The sequence below is a fragment of the Streptomyces sp. CA-250714 genome (assembly GCF_050936705.1).
In the GTDB taxonomy this organism is placed as follows: Bacteria; Actinomycetota; Actinomycetes; order Streptomycetales; family Streptomycetaceae; genus Streptomyces.
The window spans coordinates 184,181-203,421 of record NZ_JBNJMI010000001.1 but is presented as its reverse complement, the minus strand read 5'-3'; the positions used below and the strand labels follow the sequence as shown (position 1 = coordinate 203,421).

The 19,241-nt window shown below is 69.3% G+C and carries 16 protein-coding genes and 1 pseudogene; 11 read left to right on the top strand and 6 right to left on the bottom strand.

Annotated elements, in window-relative coordinates; genetic code table 11:
• Positions 1-897: 897 nt before the first annotated feature.
• From ispH to ACQEU8_RS01075, 6 genes are all read left to right on the top strand, one after another.
• Positions 898-2,187 carry a 4-hydroxy-3-methylbut-2-enyl diphosphate reductase gene (gene ispH / locus ACQEU8_RS01100; protein ID WP_433095777.1) on the top strand — a complete coding sequence of 430 codons (1,290 nt, stop codon included), beginning with the start codon at positions 898-900 and terminating at the stop codon, positions 2,185-2,187.
• Positions 2,184-4,031: a 1-deoxy-D-xylulose-5-phosphate synthase gene (locus ACQEU8_RS01095; RefSeq protein WP_433095776.1), complete on the top strand. Its 1,848-nt coding sequence runs from the start codon at positions 2,184-2,186 to the stop codon at positions 4,029-4,031. The genes ispH and ACQEU8_RS01095 overlap by 4 nt, the downstream gene beginning before the upstream one ends.
• Positions 4,028-5,194, top strand: a complete 1,167-nt coding sequence (gene ispG / locus ACQEU8_RS01090) for a flavodoxin-dependent (E)-4-hydroxy-3-methylbut-2-enyl-diphosphate synthase (protein WP_433095775.1) — start codon at positions 4,028-4,030, stop codon at positions 5,192-5,194. Before ACQEU8_RS01095 ends, ispG begins: the two co-directional genes overlap by 4 nt.
• A 148-nt stretch (positions 5,195-5,342) precedes the next feature.
• Positions 5,343-6,323: a family 2 encapsulin nanocompartment cargo protein terpene cyclase gene (locus tag ACQEU8_RS01085; RefSeq protein ID WP_433095774.1), complete on the top strand. Its 981-nt coding sequence runs from the start codon at positions 5,343-5,345 to the stop codon at positions 6,321-6,323.
• Positions 6,324-6,351: 28 nt separating this feature from the next.
• Entirely contained in the window at positions 6,352-7,206 is an 855-nt protein-coding gene (locus tag ACQEU8_RS01080) for a geranyl diphosphate 2-C-methyltransferase (RefSeq protein ID WP_433095773.1), read from the top strand.
• Positions 7,207-7,292: 86 nt separating this feature from the next.
• A complete protein-coding gene (locus tag ACQEU8_RS01075) occupies positions 7,293-8,375 on the top strand; it encodes a polyprenyl synthetase family protein (protein WP_433095772.1) in 1,083 nt (360 codons plus the stop codon).
• 109 nt (positions 8,376-8,484) lie between these two features.
• Here the strand turns inward: ACQEU8_RS01075 and ACQEU8_RS01070 are convergent, their stop codons facing one another.
• Complete coding sequence (locus ACQEU8_RS01070) at positions 8,485-9,351, bottom strand: hypothetical protein (protein WP_433095771.1); 867 nt, start codon at positions 9,349-9,351, stop codon at positions 8,485-8,487.
• A gap of 4 nt (positions 9,352-9,355) precedes the next feature.
• Complete coding sequence (locus ACQEU8_RS01065) at positions 9,356-10,024, bottom strand: papain-like cysteine protease family protein (RefSeq protein ID WP_433095770.1); 669 nt, start codon at positions 10,022-10,024, stop codon at positions 9,356-9,358.
• 189 nt (positions 10,025-10,213) lie between these two features.
• Here ACQEU8_RS01065 and ACQEU8_RS01060 point away from each other — a divergent pair, with 189 nt between their 5' ends.
• A complete protein-coding gene (locus ACQEU8_RS01060) occupies positions 10,214-11,155 on the top strand; it encodes a hypothetical protein (protein ID WP_433095769.1) in 942 nt (313 codons plus the stop codon).
• A gap of 115 nt (positions 11,156-11,270) precedes the next feature.
• On the opposite strand, the gene ACQEU8_RS01055 is transcribed toward ACQEU8_RS01060, so the two are convergent.
• The 4 genes from ACQEU8_RS01055 to ACQEU8_RS01040 form a co-directional block, all read right to left on the bottom strand.
• Positions 11,271-12,068 carry an SAM-dependent methyltransferase gene (locus ACQEU8_RS01055; protein WP_433095768.1) on the bottom strand — a complete coding sequence of 266 codons (798 nt, stop codon included), beginning with the start codon at positions 12,066-12,068 and terminating at the stop codon, positions 11,271-11,273.
• Positions 12,069-12,582: 514 nt separating this feature from the next.
• Complete coding sequence (locus ACQEU8_RS01050) at positions 12,583-13,383, bottom strand: SAM-dependent methyltransferase (protein WP_433095767.1); 801 nt, start codon at positions 13,381-13,383, stop codon at positions 12,583-12,585.
• 757 nt (positions 13,384-14,140) lie between these two features.
• On the bottom strand, positions 14,141-14,962 hold the full coding sequence (locus ACQEU8_RS01045) for an SDR family NAD(P)-dependent oxidoreductase (RefSeq protein ID WP_433095766.1): 822 nt from the start codon (positions 14,960-14,962) through the stop codon (positions 14,141-14,143).
• 4 nt (positions 14,963-14,966) lie between these two features.
• Positions 14,967-15,560: a TetR/AcrR family transcriptional regulator gene (locus ACQEU8_RS01040; RefSeq protein WP_433095765.1), complete on the bottom strand. Its 594-nt coding sequence runs from the start codon at positions 15,558-15,560 to the stop codon at positions 14,967-14,969.
• 85 nt (positions 15,561-15,645) lie between these two features.
• Here ACQEU8_RS01040 and ACQEU8_RS01035 point away from each other — a divergent pair, with 85 nt between their 5' ends.
• The 4 genes and pseudogenes from ACQEU8_RS01035 (at position 15,646) to ACQEU8_RS01020 (ending at position 18,977) form a co-directional block, all read left to right on the top strand.
• Positions 15,646-16,356 carry an SDR family oxidoreductase gene (locus ACQEU8_RS01035; protein WP_433095764.1) on the top strand — a complete coding sequence of 237 codons (711 nt, stop codon included), beginning with the start codon at positions 15,646-15,648 and terminating at the stop codon, positions 16,354-16,356.
• Positions 16,357-16,497: 141 nt separating this feature from the next.
• Positions 16,498-17,371 (top strand): annotated as a pseudogene (locus tag ACQEU8_RS01030) (integrase core domain-containing protein).
• A 476-nt stretch (positions 17,372-17,847) separates the two neighbouring features.
• Positions 17,848-18,435 carry an SRPBCC family protein gene (locus tag ACQEU8_RS01025; protein ID WP_433095763.1) on the top strand — a complete coding sequence of 196 codons (588 nt, stop codon included), beginning with the start codon at positions 17,848-17,850 and terminating at the stop codon, positions 18,433-18,435.
• A 68-nt stretch (positions 18,436-18,503) separates the two neighbouring features.
• Positions 18,504-18,977, top strand: a complete 474-nt coding sequence (locus ACQEU8_RS01020; RefSeq protein ID WP_433095762.1) for a MauE/DoxX family redox-associated membrane protein — start codon at positions 18,504-18,506, stop codon at positions 18,975-18,977.
• Positions 18,978-19,241: the final 264 nt, after the last annotated feature.

Below are 19,241 nucleotides of genomic sequence, written 5' to 3'. Positions count from 1 at the left end.
TTTGATCCTTGGCATCGGGCCTACTGAGACGGCTGGCGCGGAGGAAGAGCCTCACACGGTTCCCGGCCAGCAACTCGATAGAAGAGTGGCCATACGAATTCCAGGTGCACGGAGTATGGCCCAGAGGTGAACCGTGGACATCGGACCTTTTCGGCGGGCCCTGGTATCGAATGGATCAGCGCCTTCCGGCCAGGGGTTCCGGAATCCCCTCCTCGGAGCCTTGCAGGTGACCGATATGGCTCCGTTTCGCAGCGCTGCTTCTACTGTCGGTGCCGGCATGGGTCCGCACGGTCACGGACCACCCGCGGGCGGGCACACGCCCGGTCGGAAGAGCGAGGCGGGGATTCGGCCCGGCGGCTCGATGTCCGCGACCCACAGTGGCCGACGCCCCTCCAAGGGACGGGATTCACAAGGGAACGTTCATCGCTTTCACGGATCGATGACGGGTCCGGCCTTCTCCCGTGGTGGTGGGGTGACTTACGCAGGAGGCGTACCCATCTCCGTCGAAGGAGCATGCACAAGGGTAGATCGAGACAGCCGTGGAGCCCCCGCGTCGACGGTGCCCGAGGGCGCCTACCGCCTGGTGACCGATGCCGGAGCGCCGAGTCGGGTTCGGCGCCCGGAAGCTCGCCGCGATGACGGGTGGCTCGTCCGGTTCCCTCGCCGCCTCCGGGATGTGAAGGCAACCAACCCGGGACCTACGGCCACCGCTACCGGCAGCGAGTCCTGACCCCTTTGCGCCGGAGTCCGTGTGCCAGGCGTCATTCCGCCGGAGTCCGTGTGCCGGGCGTCCCGTGGCCGTGATGCCCGGCCTCGGTGTGCGCGGGGGCGAACGCCCCGAGAGCCATGAGAAGAGGCAGCACCGTGCAGGAAGTTCTCCAGCCCCGCATCCGTTCCATGAGCGTATCCGCCCCCATGGCCGACGGCGGGGTGGTGGTCGCCGAACAGGTCCGGCTGCCCGACGGGAGCCGAGCCGAGTGCCCGGCGGCACCACTGCTCGCGGGCTCTCTTCAGCGGGAAGAGGTGCCGGTCGGCTCGGCCGTCCTGGCGGCGCCTCCGCCCGGGCAGGAAGCCACAGCCCAGGCCCTGTGGTTACCGCTCCCGGCGGACAACGGCAACGGCGCCCCCGCGGAGCGCACCGCTCCCGCGGAAGCACCTTCCCCCACCGCGGCGCTGGCTCTGGCCACCGCGGATGCCGCTGCGCTGCCGACTGCACGTTCCACTCTGACGGCGTGGGCCATGGCTGTGCGTCCCCGCACGGTGCTGCTGGCCGCGCCGCGGTCGTTCTGCGCCGGGGTGGAGCGGGCCATCGAAGTGGTCGAGCGTGCACTGGCCCGACGGCCCCCGGATTCGGGCCCTGTCTATGTGCGCAAACAGATCGTGCACAACAAGCACGTGGTCCGCCGGTTGGAAGAGCGCGGGGCGGTGTTCGTGGACGAACTGGACCAGGTCCCCCGAGGGGCCATGGTGGTCTTCTCCGCCCACGGCGTCTCCCCGCAGGTACGGCAGGAGGCCGAGGCCCGAGGGCTGAAGGTGATCGATGCGACCTGCCCACTGGTGACCAAGGTCCACCACGAGGCGCTGCGGTTCGCCCGGCGCGGCGACACCGTGGTGCTGATCGGGCATGCCGGGCACGAGGAGATCGAGGGCACCCTCGGCGAGGCCCCTGAGCGCACTGTGCTCGTAGAAACTCCGCAAGACGTGGCGGACCTGGAAGTGGAGGATCCCGAGCGGGTCTCCTACCTGACGCAGACCACCCTGGCCATGGAAGAGACCACGCAGATCATCGCCGCTCTCAAGAAGCGATTCCCCAGCCTGCGGGGCCCTGGCAGCGAGGACATCTGTTACGCGACGACCAACCGGCAGCACGCGCTGGAGGCCATCGCGCGGCAGGTCGATGTGGTGCTGGTCGTCGGCTCGGGCAACTCGTCGAACTCGATGCGCCTGGTCGAGCTCGCCGGCCGTGCGGGTGTTCCGGCCCATCTGATCGACGGTGTCGGTGACATCGAACCGCACTGGATCGCCGATGCGCACCGCATCGGGCTGACCGCGGGTGCCTCGGCCCCGCCGGCGCTGGTCGACGAGGTCGTCGCGGCACTGGGCGGGCTGGGCCCGGTCCAGGTCCACGAGCACCGCACGGCTGTCGAGGACGTCTACTTCGCTCCGCCCAAGGAGGTGCGCGCATGACTGCCGAGACCGCCACGGACCCCCTGCTGGAGCTGGTGGCCGACCCTGCCGACATACGCGCCCTTCCTCCGGCGCGGCTGCCCGAACTCGCGGGCGAGATCCGGGCGTTCCTCGTCGACAAGGTCTGTGCCACCGGCGGGCATCTGGGCCCGAATCTGGGCGCGGTGGAGCTGACGCTCGCTCTGCACCGGGTCTTCGAGTCACCGCAGGACACGCTGCTGTTCGACATCGGTCACCAGGCGTATGTGCACAAGCTGCTCACCGGCCGCCGCGACGACTTCGACACCTTGCGCCGGCGGGGCGGGCTCTCCGGCTATCTCCAGCAGGACGAGTCGTCGCACGACTGGATCGAGAACTCCCACGCGTCGACCGCGCTGGCCTACGGCGACGGACTGGCCAAGGCCCGTGCGCTCACCGGGAACAGCCATCCGGTCGTCGTCGTGATCGGCGACGGTGCGCTCACGGGTGGCATGGCATGGGAGGGCCTGAACAATCTGGGGAGCGCTGCCGGCCGGCCCGTCATCGTCGTCGTGAACGACAACGGTCGCTCCTACGCCCCCACCGGCGGCAGTATCGCCGCCCATCTGGCCGCCCTGCGCGCCGGCCGGAGCGGAAGCGGCAGCAGCCAGATGGACGTTCGCCGCAATGTGTTCACCGATTTCGGCTTCGCCTATCTCGGCCCCGTCGACGGTCACGACATCGGCGCGCTGGAAGCCGCCCTGCGCCATGCCCGGGCTCTGCGCCGGCCCACGGTCGTGCACACGGTCACCGTCAAGGGCAAGGGCTACCCGCCTGCCGAGACGGATGAGGCCGACTGCCTGCACGCCGTCGGCACCCTCGACCCGGCCACCGGCGCTCCGGCGCAGCAGGCGGCGCCCTCATGGACCAAGGTCTTCGCCGACGCACTCGCCGACCTGGGCGCCGAACGGGACGACCTCGTCGGAGTCACCGCCTCCATGCTCCGCCCGGTCGGTCTGCAGCCGTTCGCCGAACGCTTCCCCCATCGGGTCTACGACGTCGGCATCGCCGAACAGCACGCCGTCACCAGCGCCGCGGGCCTGGCGATGGGTGGCTGCCATCCCGTCGTCGCCATCTACGCCACCTTCCTCAACCGCGCTTTCGACCAGGTGCTCATGGATGTGGCGCTGCACCGCCTCCCGGTCACCTTCGTCCTGGACCGCGCCGGGGTCACCGGCCCGGACGGCCCCAGCCACCACGGCATGTGGGACCTGACCACGCTGTCCGTCGTCCCCGGCATGCGAGTCGCCGCTCCGCGGGACGCCACCCGGGTGCGCGAACTACTGCGGGAAGCGACGGAGACCCGGGACGGGCCGACCACGATCCGGCTGCCCAAGGCCACGGCCGGTCCTGACATCGGTGCTCTGTGCCGGATGGACGGCATGGACCTGCTGCACCGGTCGAGCGGCAAGCCCCTGGACACCCTTGTGGTCGCGGCCGGGGCCGTGGCGGAACCGTCCGTGGCGGCCGCCGCGGCACTCGACGAGCAGCACGGCATCGGCACCACCGTCGTGGACCCGCGTTGGCTCGTCCCCGTCAACCCCGCTCTGGTGCATCTCGCCTCCCGGCACCGTCTCGTGGTCACCGTCGAGGACAGCAGCCGGACCGGCGGAACGGGAGCCGCCCTCGCCCAGGCGTGCGCCGACGCGGGAGCCGACAGCACCGTGATCAATCTCGGGCTGCCCCGCGCCTTCCTCCCGCACGGCTCCCGCAGCGAGCTGCTGCGGGAGGCGGGCCTGGACGCTGCCGGCATCACCGACGCCGTTCTCCGCTTCCGCGCGGGACGTTCTCCGCACCCCGTCCTCACCACACCGAGGAGCGCATGATGGCCACTGACCTGGGCCTCCCCGAACTTCCCCGAAGCCCCGCCCGGCGTCACTCACGGAGGATCCATGTCGGCGACGTGCCCGTAGGAGGTGGCGCCCCGGTCTCCGTACAGTCCATGACGACCACCGTGACCGCCGACGTCAACAGCACGCTCCAGCAGATCGCCGAGCTCACAGCCGCCGGCTGCCAGATCGTCCGGGTCGCCGTTCCCTCCGCCGACGACGCCGCCGCGCTCCCCGCCATCGCCCGCAACTCCCGGATACCGGTGGTCGCCGACATCCACTTCCAGCCCAAGTACGTCTTCGCCGCGATCGACGCCGGGTGCGCGGCAGTCCGCGTCAACCCCGGAAACATCAAGAAGTTCGACGATCGGATCGCCGACATCGCCCGGGCGGCCGGGGCGGCGGGAACGCCGATCCGTATCGGTGTCAACGCCGGTTCGCTGGACAAGCGGCTGCTCGCCAAGTACGGCTCGGCCACCCCCCAGGCCCTTGTGGAGTCCGCGCTGTGGGAGGCGTCCCTTTTCGAAGAGCACGGTTTCCGCGAGTTGAAGATCTCCGTGAAACACCACGACCCGCAGACCGTGATCAAGGCCTACCGGCTGCTGGCCGACGCATGCGACTACCCGCTGCACCTGGGTGTGACTGAGGCCGGGCCGGCGCTGCAGGGCACGGTGAAGTCGGCCGTCGCCTTCAGCCGCCTCCTCGGCGACGGCATCGGTGACACCATCCGGGTGTCCTTGTCCGCGCCACCTGTCGAGGAGGTCAAGGCAGGAAGCCAGATCCTGGAGGCGCTGGGACTGCGTCCTCGGAAACTGGAGATCGTCTCCTGCCCCTCCTGCGGCCGCGCCCAGGTCGAGGTCCACACCCTCACCGAGAAGGTCCAAGCCGCCTTCGAGGGCTTTCCGTATCCGCTGCGCGTCGCCGTCATGGGTTGCGTCGTCAACGGTCCCGGCGAGGCCCGAGAGGCCGACCTCGGCGTCTCCTGCGGCAACGGCAAGGGGCAGATCTTTGTGAAGGGCGAGGTGATCAGGACCGTCCCCGAGGCGCTGATCGCCGAATCCCTCGTCGAGGAGGCCCTGAAGCTGGCGGAACAGGGACCGCCGGACGAGGACGGGGACCGTACGGTGCCGGAACCTGTGGAGCAGGGAGTGGGCACATGACGCTCGTGACCCCAGCGCCTCGCGGCCTGCCCCGGCGCCGGACCTCGCCCCGGACGCTGACCCCGGCCCGGGGCGTCCGATCCCTGCTCGGCCAGGCGGCCCAGTGCACCGGCACGGAGCAACCCGGCGAATCCCAGGAGACAGCACCATGACCGAAGCCCTGACCATTCCCCCCTTGCACTGTCCCGCGCCGCTGCGCGACGACCGCTCACTGGCCGACGAGGTGGACGACCGCCTGGTGGCATGGGCGGAGGAGATCGGCGCGTACGGAGGGCACCTCGGCCGGCTCCGGGACTGCGAGTTCGGTCGTCTGGCCATGCTCACCCACCCCGACTGCGACGACCCCGACCGGCTGCTGACGGCCGCACAATGCGCCCTCGCCGAGTGGTCCATCGACGACTTCTACCAGGACGGTGACGCTTCGGACGCCGACCCCCGGCGCATCGGGCTCAACCTGACCACCGCGCACGCCGTGCTGGACCCCATCCATCTGCCCGAGCCGTACCAGAGCCAGTTCGAACAGGTCGTCCGGAAGGACACCGTTCTGGTCGCCCTCCGCTCCGCCTTCGACAGGCTGGCCGGGCACGGCACCTGGGCTCAGGTGTTCCGCCTCCGCTACGAGCTGACGATGATGTTCGTCGCCTACTCCCAGGAGGCGGAGTGGCGGATATCCGGGAGAATTCCTCCCGTCTGGGAGTTCCTGATGCACCGACAGGAGAACAGTTTCTTCCCCTGCATGGTGATCACGGACGCGGTCGGCGGGTACGAAGTGCCCTTCTCCGAATACGCGCAGCCACAAGTCCGGCGCCTGTGCGTGCTGGCGGGCACGGCGAGCGTGCTGGTGAACGATCTCTATTCGATGGAGAAGGAAACCCGCACCCACGGCTTCGACTTCTGCCTGCCGAAGGTCATCGAGGCGGAAGAGGGCTGCACGCTCCAAGAGGCCGTGGACCGCACCGCCCACCACCACGACCAGTTGATGCGCACCTTCGAAGCCGAAGCAGCAACTCTCGCCGACAGCGCATCACCTCAGCTCCGCCGATTTCTCGACGGCGTATGGGCCTGGACCGCAGGTGGCAAGGAATGGCACGCCACCAGCCGCCGATACCACGGCCCCGCATCCGAGTGACCCGCATCCCGAAGAAGGAGACATCACCATGTCCGCGCACACCTCCCTCGCGGCACCCACCGACCCCTACCAGCAGTCCGTCGCCACCTACTGGGACACCGAAAAGAACCCGGTCAATCTGCGCCTGGGCGAGGTGGACGGTCTCTACCACCACCACTACGGCATCGGTCCGGTCGACTGGTCCGTTCTGGAAACACCCGAGCACGCCCGCGAAAAGGCCGTGATCCGGGAAATGCACCGGCTGGAACAGGCCCAGGCCGACACGCTCGCCGACCACCTCGGTGACATCCGGCCCGAGGACCGGCTCCTGGACGCCGGGTGCGGCAGGGGCGGCGGCTCCTTCGTGGCCCACCAGCGGTTCGGATGCTCGGTGGACGGGGTCACCCTTTCCGAGGAACAGGCAGCGTTCGCCAACGGGCAGGCGGAGAAGCGCGGGGTATCGGATTCCGTGCGCTTCCATGTCCGGAACATGCTCGACACAGGGTTCACAAAGGGCGCGTTCCGCGGCATCTGGAACAACGAATCCACCATGTATGTGGACTTGGGTGAGCTGTTCGCGGAGCACTCCCGGCTGCTGCAACGCGGAGGCCGGTACGTGACCATCACCGGCTGCTACAACGACACCTACGGGCTTCCCTCCCGCGAGGTGTCCACCATCAACGCCCACTACATCTGCGACATCCATTCCCGGAGTACGTACTTTCGGCAGTTGGCCGCGCACCGCCTCGTCCCGATCACCGTGCTCGACTTGACCGAGGCGGCAATTCCGTACTGGGAACTGCGTGCCCGCTCCTCGCTGGCGACCGGAATCGAGGAGACCTTCCTGGCCGCATACAAGGGCGGAAGCTTCCAATATCTCCTCATCGCCGCGGACCGCGTCTGACACCGCCGGCACTACCGCACACCCCCCGGCTCGGATCCGGCGGTTCCGGCGGTTCCGGGCCGGGCAGGGAGAAAGGACCCCCCGACGTGCCCTCCGCACCCCATGCGCCGCTCGATCTGAACATGATCCGTAAAGACATCGATGCCACCCTCGATGCATTTCTCGACGACGTGCAACACTCGGCACTCCGCCCCGAACTCGCGCCGCTGGTCGAGGAGTTACGCGGCTTCCTCAGGGCGGGCGGAAAGCGCATCCGCCCGCTGCTGTGCGTCATAGGCGCGCACGCCGCCGACGAAAACGGCACCGCAACGTCCGAAGGCGTGCTGCGCCTGGCCGCTTCGCTGGAAATCCTCCACGCCGCGGTCCTCATCCACGACGACATCATCGACGGCTCGCCCACTCGCCGGGACCGGCGCACCGCCCACCGGGGCCTGGCAGCCCACTGCCAGGCCGGCACCCCTGCCGCAGCGGCAGCCCGCTTCGGCTCCTGTGCGGCGCTGCTGCTCGGAGACCTTGCCGCGGCTTGGAGCGAACGGGCCGTCGGCACCGCGCACTTCACGCCACAGCAGCTGCGCGATGTGGTACCGCTGCTGGACGCCGTACGCAGCGAAGTGCTGTCCGGCCAGTACCTCGATCTGGTGGCGACCGGGCATCCCAGTACCGACCTCGATGCGGCACTCGCCATCACCCGCTGCAAGACGGCGCATTACACGGTCGAACGCCCGCTGCAGATCGGCGCTGCCTTCGCCGAAGCAGGTGCGGAAGTGCTGGACGCGTGCTCTGCCTTCGGCATCCCCCTCGGCGAGGCCTTCCAACTCCGTGACGACCTTCTCGGCGTCTTCGGCGCCCCCGCGGAAACCGGCAAGCCCGCCCTCGACGACCTGCGCGAGGGCAAACACACCCCGTTGACAGCCCTGGCCCTCCAGCGCGCCGCACCCGCGCAGCGCGAGACCCTGCACGCCCTGCTGGGCAAGCCGGACCTGGACGACTCCGAGGCCACCACCGTCCGCGACATCCTCACGGCCACCGGAGCCCGCGAAACCATCGAAGAAATGATCTCTGACCGCCGACACCAGGCGCTGGCGGTTCTGGACGAAGGCCCCTTCCACCCCGCGGCCACCACTGCCCTGCGCACCCTCGCCGACGCCGCCACACGGAGGGCGGCGTGAAACCCACCGGAAGTTCCCGCGCGCATACCCCTTACGGTCCCTGGCAATCCAGTGTGCGTGTGTGGGCCCGGACCGGCGATGCGGTCCGGGCCCGAGGTGCGGTGATCGGTCAGTCGTGCCGCGGGCGGGCGCGGCGCCGTACCAGCCAGGTGCCGCTCGCGGCCGCCGCGATGACCGCTGCGCTCGCGCCGACGAGACCCAGCGCGTGGGCCGGCGGCTGCGCGTCGTCGCTGCCCGCGGCGGCGGCCGCTGCCTTGTGAGCCTTCTCCTCGTGCGGGCCGAAGCCCCCCGCCAGCCCCTTCTTGTCGTAGGCGGAGCCCGGCAGCTTGTCGCCGTACGCGTCGTGCACCCGCGCGTGGTAGGCGCTCAGGCTCGTGCCCTTCGCGCCGACCGCCTTCCGCGCGTCGGGGTCGAGGGGCAGGACGCGCGTCCCGTCCTGCACGTACCAGGCGTCGATCTGCGGCTCTTGGAAGACGGTGCCGCCGGACGCCTTGGCAGCGCCCTCGGCGGCGTAGCGCGTCTCGTCGTCGCCCGTGGCGATGTTGACCACCTGCCAGCCTTTGGCGGTACGCGCGGACATCACGGAGGCCCGCTGCCCGTAGGAGGAGACGGCATTGCTGGCGAACAGTTTCAACTCGGCCACCGGCTGTGCGGCGGCCCGCGCGGCGGAGGGCGCGGCAACGAAGTCCGCCGAGAGCGTGTAGACCGGCACGGTCTTGCCCTTGATGCGCGGATCCGCCTTTGCGGCGGTGACGGCGCCGTCGCGGGCGAAGAAGCGGGAGAGGGTCTCAAGCGTCGCGCCGTCGGATGCCGCCTGGCGGGCCGCGTCCGCCGCGCCCTTGGGCGGCGCCGGGGGCTCGGTGGCGGAGTCGTCGGCGTGTGCGTACGGAGCGAGCCCCAGAAGTGCGACGGCCAGGGCTCCCGCGCTCGCGGCAGAGCGCAGGGAGGCGCGCCTCCCGGCTGAAACCTTGGTCATGACCTCACGCTCCGATCCGGTAGAGCGAGTGGGTCCACGAGAACTCGTTGTTGTCGATGTACCAGCTGTGCGAGGCCCAGTTGTAGCGGGTGTTGGACGGCCAGGGGTCGCCCCAGTAGACCCAGTTCCGGCTGGTGTCGTAGCCGTACAGGACATGCATGTGGCCGCCGCCCGAGCTCCACAGGATGCGGGTCTCGACGGGACGGTCCGCGTTGATCTCGCTCTGCACCGTGCTGTAACGCAGCCAGCCCGAGACGTAGGAACCGGGGTTGATGCCCATCCAGTCGAGGGCGTTCTGCACATGGCCCAGCGTGGCCTGGCTGTTGGGGCAGGAACTGCCCTGGCTGCGGCCGAAGGCGGCGTTGCAGAAGGCGTTCTGGCTGTAGTTCTTGCCCATGTAGGTGGAGATGGTGTTGCCTCCCGCCGCCCAGCACCAGTTGCTCAACTCCTGGGCCTGCATGGAGATGTCGAGCCGCTTGGCGGCCAGCGGGCGCGGGCCGTCGGTCGACGGAGCCGTGCCGTCGGGCGCCGCAGTGGCGATCGCGGTGGGCAGGGCGAGCAGGGCCGCCGCCGTGCCGGCGGCCAGGGTGATACGTCTGCGTCGCGTACGGCCGCGGTCGTCGCGGCGCGGCCTGTGGCCGGCCGCGCGACGGCGGAGAGTCAGTGGGGACATGGCGATCCTCCCAGGGAACGAAGGGGGTGGAGGAGCGCATCCGGATGCTGCCGTTGAGCATCGTGAGTTGTCGGTGTCTGGTCAACACGCTTCAATACGGGACGGGAACGAGATGTGAACAGCGGGGGAGCGCATGTGAACGGGCCCGGCTCACGGGCTGGCGAGGGGCGGAAGGACGGTGCGTCGGCTGTGAACGTTCACTCCACGGACTCCGGAATCCCCGGCGAGCTCGAACGGGTGCTGCGCACCGGCCCCTTCCACCTCGCCCTGCGCACCGCGATCGAGGCGCGCGGCCTCGCGCTGCACCGCGTGCGCCACCGGCTCGCGCTGCGTGGCATCAACATCGGGGTCACCAGTCTCAGTTACTGGCAACAGGGCGCGCGGCGTCCGCGCCGCCCCGAGTCGCTGACCGCCGTACGCGCACTGGAGGACGTCCTCGGGCTGCCCGCCGAGTCGCTGCTGCGGCTGCTCGAGCAGACCGGCGGCGGGAGCCGGGACCGGCCCGCCTCGCGCCCGTACCAGACGCTGTTCGAACAGTCCGATGTGCTGCGTACGCTGCTTGCGGAGCTGGACTCACCGCTCGACGGAGGGCTGCACACCCTCAACCACTGGGAGCGCGTACGGATCGGGGCGCGCCGCGAGTTGCTCTCCCGCTCATCCCAGCAGGCCGTCCGCGCCCACCGCGACGGCATCGACCGCTACCTCGCCATCCACCACGGCGACCCGGGCTGCGCGCCGGACCGGGTGCGGGTGCGGGCGGGCGAGAACTGCCGTGTGGGACGCGTCCGCTGGAACGTGAGCGCCCAGGTCGTGGTGACGGAGTTGCTTTTCGACACCCGGCTGCGGTTGGGGGAGACCTACGTCTTCGGCTACGCGTTGGAGGACGGTACCGGCGGCGTCAGCCATGAGTACGTACGAGGCTTCAGCTTCGGCGGCGGCCAGTACGTGCTCCAGGTCGGGTTCGACGCGGCGGAGCTCCCCGTCCGGTGCCACAGCTTCGCACGTACGTCGGCCGGAGCGCGGCCGAGCGGAACGCAGGAGCTGACGCTGAGCGGCGGCAACCGCTCGGTCCATCTCATCCGGCACGCCGCGGGACCCGGCATCCTCGGCATCGGGTGGGAGTGGGCCTGAGGGGGGCGCCGCCAGGTGTCGCGGATCAAGCCGTTGCGCCCGGACCGGACGCCGAAGCACGCGGCCGGGACCCGCAAAATAGGGGCCCCGGCCGAGCGCCGCGTGGGACGCGGACTCACAGTTTGCGTGCGACTCCACCGTAGGCGGCGATCTGCGGCCGCTCGCCGATCTCGGTTGACTCGGGCCGCCATTCGATGATGGGGACGAAGCCCGGGTCGACGAACTCGAAGCCGTCGAACGCCGCGCGGATCTGGTCCTGGGTGCGCGGGTAGTAGGGGGCCCCACCGGTCTTGGCGTATTCCTCGCAGAGAGTCACATATGCCTGGCTGTCGGTGGTGCCGTCCCACAGAACGAGGTGGCTGCCCGAGGGCACCGCGTCCATGACGGTGCGGACAATGCTCAGCATGTCCGCGTGGGTGCGGGCATGGCCGAGCACGCCCATGAACATGACGGTGATCGGCTGGGTGAAGTTCAGTACGTTCCGGGCGTCGGCGATGATCTGCTCCGGATCGTGGAAGTCGGAGTTGATGTAACTCGTAACCCCCTCGTCGGTGGTGTTGATCAACAGCGCCCGGGCGTGGGCGAGCACCAGCGGGTCGTTGTCGACGTAGACGATCTTGGACTCCGGTGCCGCGCCCTGTGCGACTTCATGCGTGTTCTGCATGGTGGGCAGGCCGGTACCGATGTCGAGGAACTGCCGGATGCCGGCCTCATTGGCCAGGTAGCGCACTGCGCGGATGAGGAACTGGCGCGACTGAACGGCCATGGTGGAGATGTCCGGATCGATTTCCAGACACGCCTCCCCGACGGTGCGGTCGACCTCATAGTTGTCCTTGCCGCCCATCCAGTAGTTCCAGATCCGCGCCGAGTGCGGGATGTCGCTACGGATGCCCGACCCTTGCGAGTTCGACATTGACGTTCAGCTCCTTGATCTTCATGGGCGGCAGACGATCGCCGTACACAGGTGCCTGCCGCGGAGGACATCCTCCGGCCCGCGGGGCACCACCTCGGCTTGGTCACCGCACGTTACCCCCCGAACACGCAGCCCATGCTGGCAATTGAGAATCTTTAAGCTTGTCCTACTTTCCAGGCGGCGCGGGCCTGAGGTGGTCCTTCGTAAGATCGTCGGGCCCAGGGGGTTCGGGTGCGCCGGAACAGAGCCGCCAGGAGGTCCGGTCCGGTCCGCCGTGCAGCACGAGCGCCGCAGCGGCGTCGACGACCAGAAACGCACGTCGGCGAATGGTCTGCCGACCTGCGGGTCGTGCACGGCTGCGGGCGCTCCGCTCTGCGCAACTACGTGCGGCAGTACGTCAGTTGTGCAGGCTCTCGGCCAATCCGGCTTCCGCCGCGCTGCACCTGGCCGTCGAGGCCACTTGCACCACCGGCACCTAACTGGCCGCGTTGTGGGCCACGGCGTGTGCCGTTCGTCATGGCTTGCGCGCGACTCCGCCCCAACCTGCCCGGTCGGTGGCTGTCCCGGTGTCCGCATCAGGCATCCAACGGGGCCATGAGGTGTACCCAGGAGGGTCGATCAGCTCGAGGCCGTCGAAGAGCTGCACCGTCTTGGACGGTTCACGGAAGATGTAAGGGATCGCACCGCTCCGGTTGTACTCCTCCTGAACCTTTCGGTGCCCCTCGTCGGCTGCGGTGGAGTGACTCATCGCCAGCCAACTGCCTGACGGAAGCCTGTCCATCAGGCGCCGCACCAGCCCGAGAGCCTCGTCCCACTCCACGATGTGCCCCAGCACGTCACTGATGACCACGGCGACGGGCTTTGACAGATCCAGCGTCTTGGCGGCGCCTTGCAGCACGAGGTCCGTGTTTTCCATGTCCTCTTCGACGTAGGCCGTAGCGCCTTCCGCCGTGCTGGTGAGGAGGGCCTCAACGTGAGTGATCACCAGCGGGTCGTGATCGACGTAGACCACCCGGCACTCAGGGGCGATACGTTGTGCGATCTCGTGAGTGTTGTTGCTGGTGGGCAGCCCGGCACCGAGATCCAGGAACTGCCTGGCCCCTTCATCCTTCGCCAGGAAGGTCACGGCACGCCGCAGCCAGTCCCTGCTCTCCGGGGGAAAGAGGCGCATCGGTGGGTAGTTGTCGATGTACCGGTCACCGGCGATGCGGTCGACTTCGTAGTAGTCCTTGCCTCCCGTCCAGTAGTTCCAGATCCGAGCCGAGTGCGGGACCGTGGTGTCTATCCTGCGGCGAGGCCGTGGTTCATTCGTCATGGCAGTTCTTCTCTCAGTCACTGTGGTCCGGGCGCGGGACGGACCGGGCCCTTCCTGGTCGGAGGACACCGCGTCGAACCTTGTAGCGGTCGCAAGTAGGTTGCGGCTGCCTGCAAGGAGATCATCCAGTATCGCGAACGAAAGTACCGGCCTCTCCGCCAAGTCCGCCTCCAGAAAGTACCGTTCGCCTGTGGCGGACGCCCGCACTGCCCCCGATCGACGCCCTGATCGCACTGGGCCGCCTGGTGATCGGCCGCTTGCTGAGACCGCCGGACGCCGCCAACGCCTCCCTGGACTCGCCCCACCCTTGAACCGCCGAAGCGTCGTGTCCGAGGTAGTCGTCTGCTGCTGACGTTGCGCGTTGGAGCTGACCGGGCTTTCTGGGGATGGGGCGCTACGCGAAGCAGGCCCGAGGCCAGGGCGACGGTTCGGCAGGACAAGGAGTCACCGGAGCTACCGGGCTTGGCGTCGTCCATCCGCCAGGCCGCCGCCCGCGAAGGCTTCCGCCTCGACCGAGGCCGCCGACTGCGCCGAACCAGCCCGGAGGCGGCAGCCCACCACGGCATGCACGGCTCCCCAACCGGCTGGTCAACGGCATGCCGCGCGCCGGACGGAGACGGGGTCGGCCGTCCCAGGCGGCGAACAGCGCGCGCAGGCTGTCGAAGTCGAGTCACTCACTGGTCGACTAGGTGTTGCGGGTCAGGACGTTGATGACGTCGGCTACATGCGCAGTGTCGTGCGAGTCAATGCTGGGGGGTTACCGGATCCGCTCGGTGAGGCGGGTGCTGAGGTCCCAGAGCTGCTGCTGGATGCCCGGGTCGTAGGCGTCCGCGTGCGCTTGCGCGGCGCGGGTGCGGTCGTAGAACTGTCCGGTGACGCCGTCGAGTTCCGGGTCGAGGATCAGGCGCAGGGCGGCCGCCACGCCGGTTTCGAGGGAGTCGATGCTGTGGCCGACGGACTCCAGGACCATCTTGGTCGGCATGTACGTGGCCGGGTGCAGGCTGTTGACCGTGATCCGGTGCGGGTCGAGTTGCCGAGCGAGCATGAACCCCGTGGTGATCATGGCGAGCTTGGACTGGCCGTAGGCGCGCATGCCGGAATAGCGGTGCTCGAGGGACGGGTCGTCGAAGTCGATTGGGGACTGGCCGATCGAGGCCACGTTGACGATGCGGGCCGGTGCGCCGCGGTCGAGCAGGGGCAGGAGCCGCTGCGTCAGTGCGAACGGGGCGAGGTGGTTGACCGCGAGGCGGAGCTCGTGCCCGTCGGCGGAGAGCCGGCGGTCCGTGCCGTCGGGTTCCCCGCCGCCGATGCCGGCGTTGTTCACCAGTACCGTGACGCGGTCGGTGAGCCCGGCGATCTCGTCGGCGAGCCGATGCACCTGCGCCAGCTCGGAGAAGTCGGCGCGCACCGTTATGACCGACGCGGGTGCGTCGGACAGCTCGGTGGCCAGCTCGTCGAGCCGGGTCTTGTCGCGGCCGTGGAGGATGAGCGTGGTCGCGGGGTGGTGAGCGAGTTCGCGGCTGAGCGCGCGGCCGAGTCCGTCGGTTGCTCCGGTGAGGACGATGATCCGCTCGGGCATGTGGCTACTCCTTGCCGGGGTGTTCGGTGAACAGGTGCTGGACGGCGGCGACATCGTCCTCGTCGAGGAGGCGCTCGGTGGCGAGGATGCGGTACCAGATCAGGCCGAACACCACGTCTGCCGCGAAGGCGGCGGTCAGGTGAGCGGGCTTGTCGCCCCGGGCCGAGGCCCGCTCGACGAGGGTCTCCAGCGCGGCTCTGCGCTTGGTCAGGAAGCCGTCCTGGAAGCGGCGGCGGAAGTCGGGATCCCGCTGCGCCTCGCCCATCAGAGAACGCAGGACGGGAGCCACCCCCGGGTGCGCCATCAAGGCTGCGGAGTCCCGCAGGAACACGGCCAGCTCCGTTTCGAATGAGCCCTGGTCCGCGGTGGAGACCTTCAGATCGGCCTTGACCGCCAAGGCTTCCAGCAGGACGTCCGCCTTCGTGGGCCACCAGCGGTAGACGGTCTGCTTGCCCGCCCCGGCCCGGGCGGCGATGCCCTCGATCGTGACGGCCTGATAGCCGACCTCGGTCGTGAGTTCGTAGGCGGCGGTGAGGATCGCGAGCCTGGTCTGCTCGCTGCGCTTCCGGCCGCGAGCCGGGGTCTTGGCACTGGTCATGGGCCCAAGCCTAACTATTCCGAGACGCGACGTCTAGGAAACAAGTACTCTTCGAGACGCCACGTCTCGAAATAAGGAGTTCACCATGCCCACGGCACTCGTCATCGGCGGAACGTCAGGGATCGGCCTGGCCACGGCCCGGCACCTGGCCGCCAAGGGAGACGATGTCCACATCGCCGGACGCAACGAGGAGCGGATGCTCCGGGCGAAGGCCGCCATCGACGGCCGGGTCCACGGTCATGTACTCGATGCCGCCGACGGCCGGGCGGTCGCGGCGCTCGCCGCGCAGATCGCGCCGATCCAGCGTCTGATCATCACCCTCACCGGCAACGGCGGGACGGGCCCGTTCGGGGAGTTGTCCATAGACGGCCTGCGACAGGCGTTCGAGGAGAAGTACTGGCCCACGGTCACCGCGCTCCAGGCCGGCCTCGCTCACCTCAGCAAGGACGCCTCGGTCACTCTCGTCGGGGCGGTCACCGCCCGGGCCGCTATGCCCGGCACGGCCGGCATCGGCTCGCTCAACGCCGCCGTTGAAGGGCTCGTCCAGCCGCTGGCCGCCGAACTCGCGCCCATCCGGATCAATGCCGTCTCCCCGGGCTACGTCGACACGCCGTGGTGGGACGGGCTCGCCGCCGAGGAACGAGAGGGCTTCTTCGCGCAGGCAGCCGCTTCCCTGCCCACCAAGCGCATCGCCACCGCGCCCGACATCGCCGAAGCCATCGTGCTGCTGGCCACCAACCCGAACATCACCGGCACAGTCCTCGAAACAGACGGCGGCGCCCACCTCACCGCCTGACGCCTCTCCCCTTCCTGCCGGGCCGCCGGCACCGCCAGGGCCAGGCAGTGGCTGCGTCGAACAGATGACGGCCCACACGCAGGGCTGGGGCGCGACCGGCTGGTTGCGCCCCAGCCCCGCACCCCGTCGAGGAGCGCGTTCATGACTCACGCCAATGCGCCACTGTCCATCGAGGGTCGTCGCCGCCTCATCGAGCGATGCAAGACCCGACCGATCGCCCACGTCGCCGCGGAAATGGGTATCTCCCGTATCTCCCGCACCTGCGCGTCAAAGTGGGTCAGCCGCTACCGCCGCCATGGCGAGCTGGGCCTGCTCGACCGCTCGTCAGCGCCCCGACACCAGCCGACAGCTACGAAAGCGCACACGGTGGCCCGGATCGAAGAACTGCGCCGCACTCACAAGTGGTCCGCTGCAAGGATCGCCTTCGAACTCCAAGCCGAAGGTCCAGCGATCAGTCGCCGCGCCGTGTCGCGACACCTGCTCACCCTCGGGCTGACCCGCCGTCGGTTCATCGACCCGAACGGCGAATCGAACCGGAAACCACGACAGATCACCGCCCTTCGTCCCGGACACATGGTCCACATCGACGTGAAGAAGGTCGGCCGGATCCCAGACGGCGGTGGCCGGCGGATCCATGGACGGGGAAGCCAACACGCCAGGGCCGTCGAGCGCCTGGTTCGCAGTCCACGGCATCACCAGCGTGGAACGCATCGTCACGGACAACGGCGCTTGCTACCGCGCCAGCGCGTTCACCCAGGCCCTGCTTGGCGCACGTCATCAGCACATCACCCCATACACTCCTCGCCACAACGGCAAGGTGGAGCGCTACAACCGGATCATCGTTGAAGAGTTCCTCTACACCCGCAGCTGGCTCTCCGAGGATCAACGCCGCGGCGCCCTCGGCGTCTGGAACATCCACTACAACTATCACCGACCACACGGTGCAGCAGGAGGCCAACCGCCTGCCAGCCGACTACGCGCAGGCGTAACCAACGTCCTGACCTCATACAACTAGGCGTGTCCGGCGGATCTTGGTCGGCCCTCTCCGTTGTTCCGGTAAGGGGGTGCCCCTGTCCGACGCTTGCGGACTGCGGATTCGTCGTGGCTTGTCGCGCAGTTCCCCGCGCCCCTTCGGGGCGCGTCCCCCTGCTCGAAGAGCTTGGGGGAGCAGGGGCAAGCGAAGCCCCCATGCCGGGTGACGAGGCCGTAGCGGAACGATGCCCTTCCCGGGTCCGGGGCGGTGCGCAGGGCGCGCAGCATCTCCTTCCAGTTCGCCGGCTGGGCGAAGAACCCCGGGCGCGCTCACCGAACCGGAGCCGGGTTCGGGCCTAGCGTGGCAGGCGGCGGAACGTCTTCAGGTGCGGCAAGGGGCGAGATCATGTTGCGGGTTGTATGGAACGGCGCGGTCCTCGCGGAAGCGGACCGAACGGTGATCGTCGAGGGCAACCACGTCACCGTGGACAGTGTGGTGGGTGAGCCGGAGGCCACGTCATGAGGATCCGCCCGGCCCGGGCCGCGGCCTGGGCCGCGGGTTCCGTTGCCGCCATCTCAGCCGTCGCCGTCGGCGGGTATGCCGGGCTGGTCAGTGGTGCACTGCCGCTCGATGTGGGGCTGGGGCGACGGGTGCGGCGCCTCGGTCCGCAGACGTTCGACATCGCCGCGCCCCGCGAGGTGGTGTTCGATGTGATCGCTCAGCCGTATCTGGGGCGTACGACGCGGGCGATGCGGGAGAAGGTACGGGTACTCGAGCGGGGCAGCGACATGGTGCTGGCCGCGCACATCACCCCGCTGGCCGATGGCCGGTTCCGGGCCGTGACGGTGGAGACGGTTCGTTTCACCCGGCCCGAACGCGTCGACTTCAGGCTGGTGCGAGGGCCGGTGCCGCACGTGACGGAAGCGTTCGTCCTGACCGAGCAGCCGACGGGTACGCGCCTGGTGTACGACGGAGAACTGGGTACGGACCTGTGGCGGGCCGGAGCCCGCTGGGGTCAGACCGTCGCCGCCCACTGGGAACGGACCGTCGCGGCCTCTCTCGCCTCGGTCAAGGACGAAGCCGAGCGCAGAGCCGACCACCGATAGCTCATACCGGCCGGTCGGTGTGGCGCGCTTACCTTCCCCGGGCAGCCCCGGCTTCTAGCATCGGCCCCATGGTGCTGCGGATCGTACTCGGCACGGTGCTCATGGCGATGGCCACCGGTCAGCTCGCCTCGCTCGGCGAGATGCCGGACATCCTCGCTGCCTACAGGCTGGTCACCGGTGCCGGGGCGGCAGCCCTCGCCGGCGTCCTGATCACCGGGGAACTGGTGTCCGGCGCCTGGTTCCTGACCCGCCCCCGCTCGATGGCCCGCACGCCTGTGTGGGCGTACACCGCAGTGGCGCTCATGTGGAGCGCACTTGCGTTGCAGGCGTACGTCCGCGAGCTGAAAGTGGACAACTGCGGCTGCTTCGGCCGCTATCTGACCCAGTCGCTGAGCTGGATCGTGCTCGTTCAGGACGCGCTGATGCTGCTCTACGCCGGACTGCTGCTACGCGTCTCTCAGCGAGCGCCGCCCCCGCCCGGACAGCACCAGAACGAGCGCCGCCAAGCCGACGAGCGGCGCCCCGAGGACGCGGAGCAGTGATGAACGCGTGCGAAGCCGTCGCCAACGCCTTGGCGCCACAGGCGATGCCAGCACAGTGCCGGGCCGGAGGGCTGCCATCCGCCGTCACCGACGCCGCAGGCACGGCCCGGCCGCCTGATCCGATTCGGGAAAACCGCCCGTGACGTCGCGGCGCCCGCCCGATCGACGTTCTCGCCTCTCACCCCAAATGCGCCTCTGGCGTGACGCCTTCCGGCCGGAAGCCGAACCTGGCCACTGCCGCAAGCCCCGCCCAACTGCCGCGCA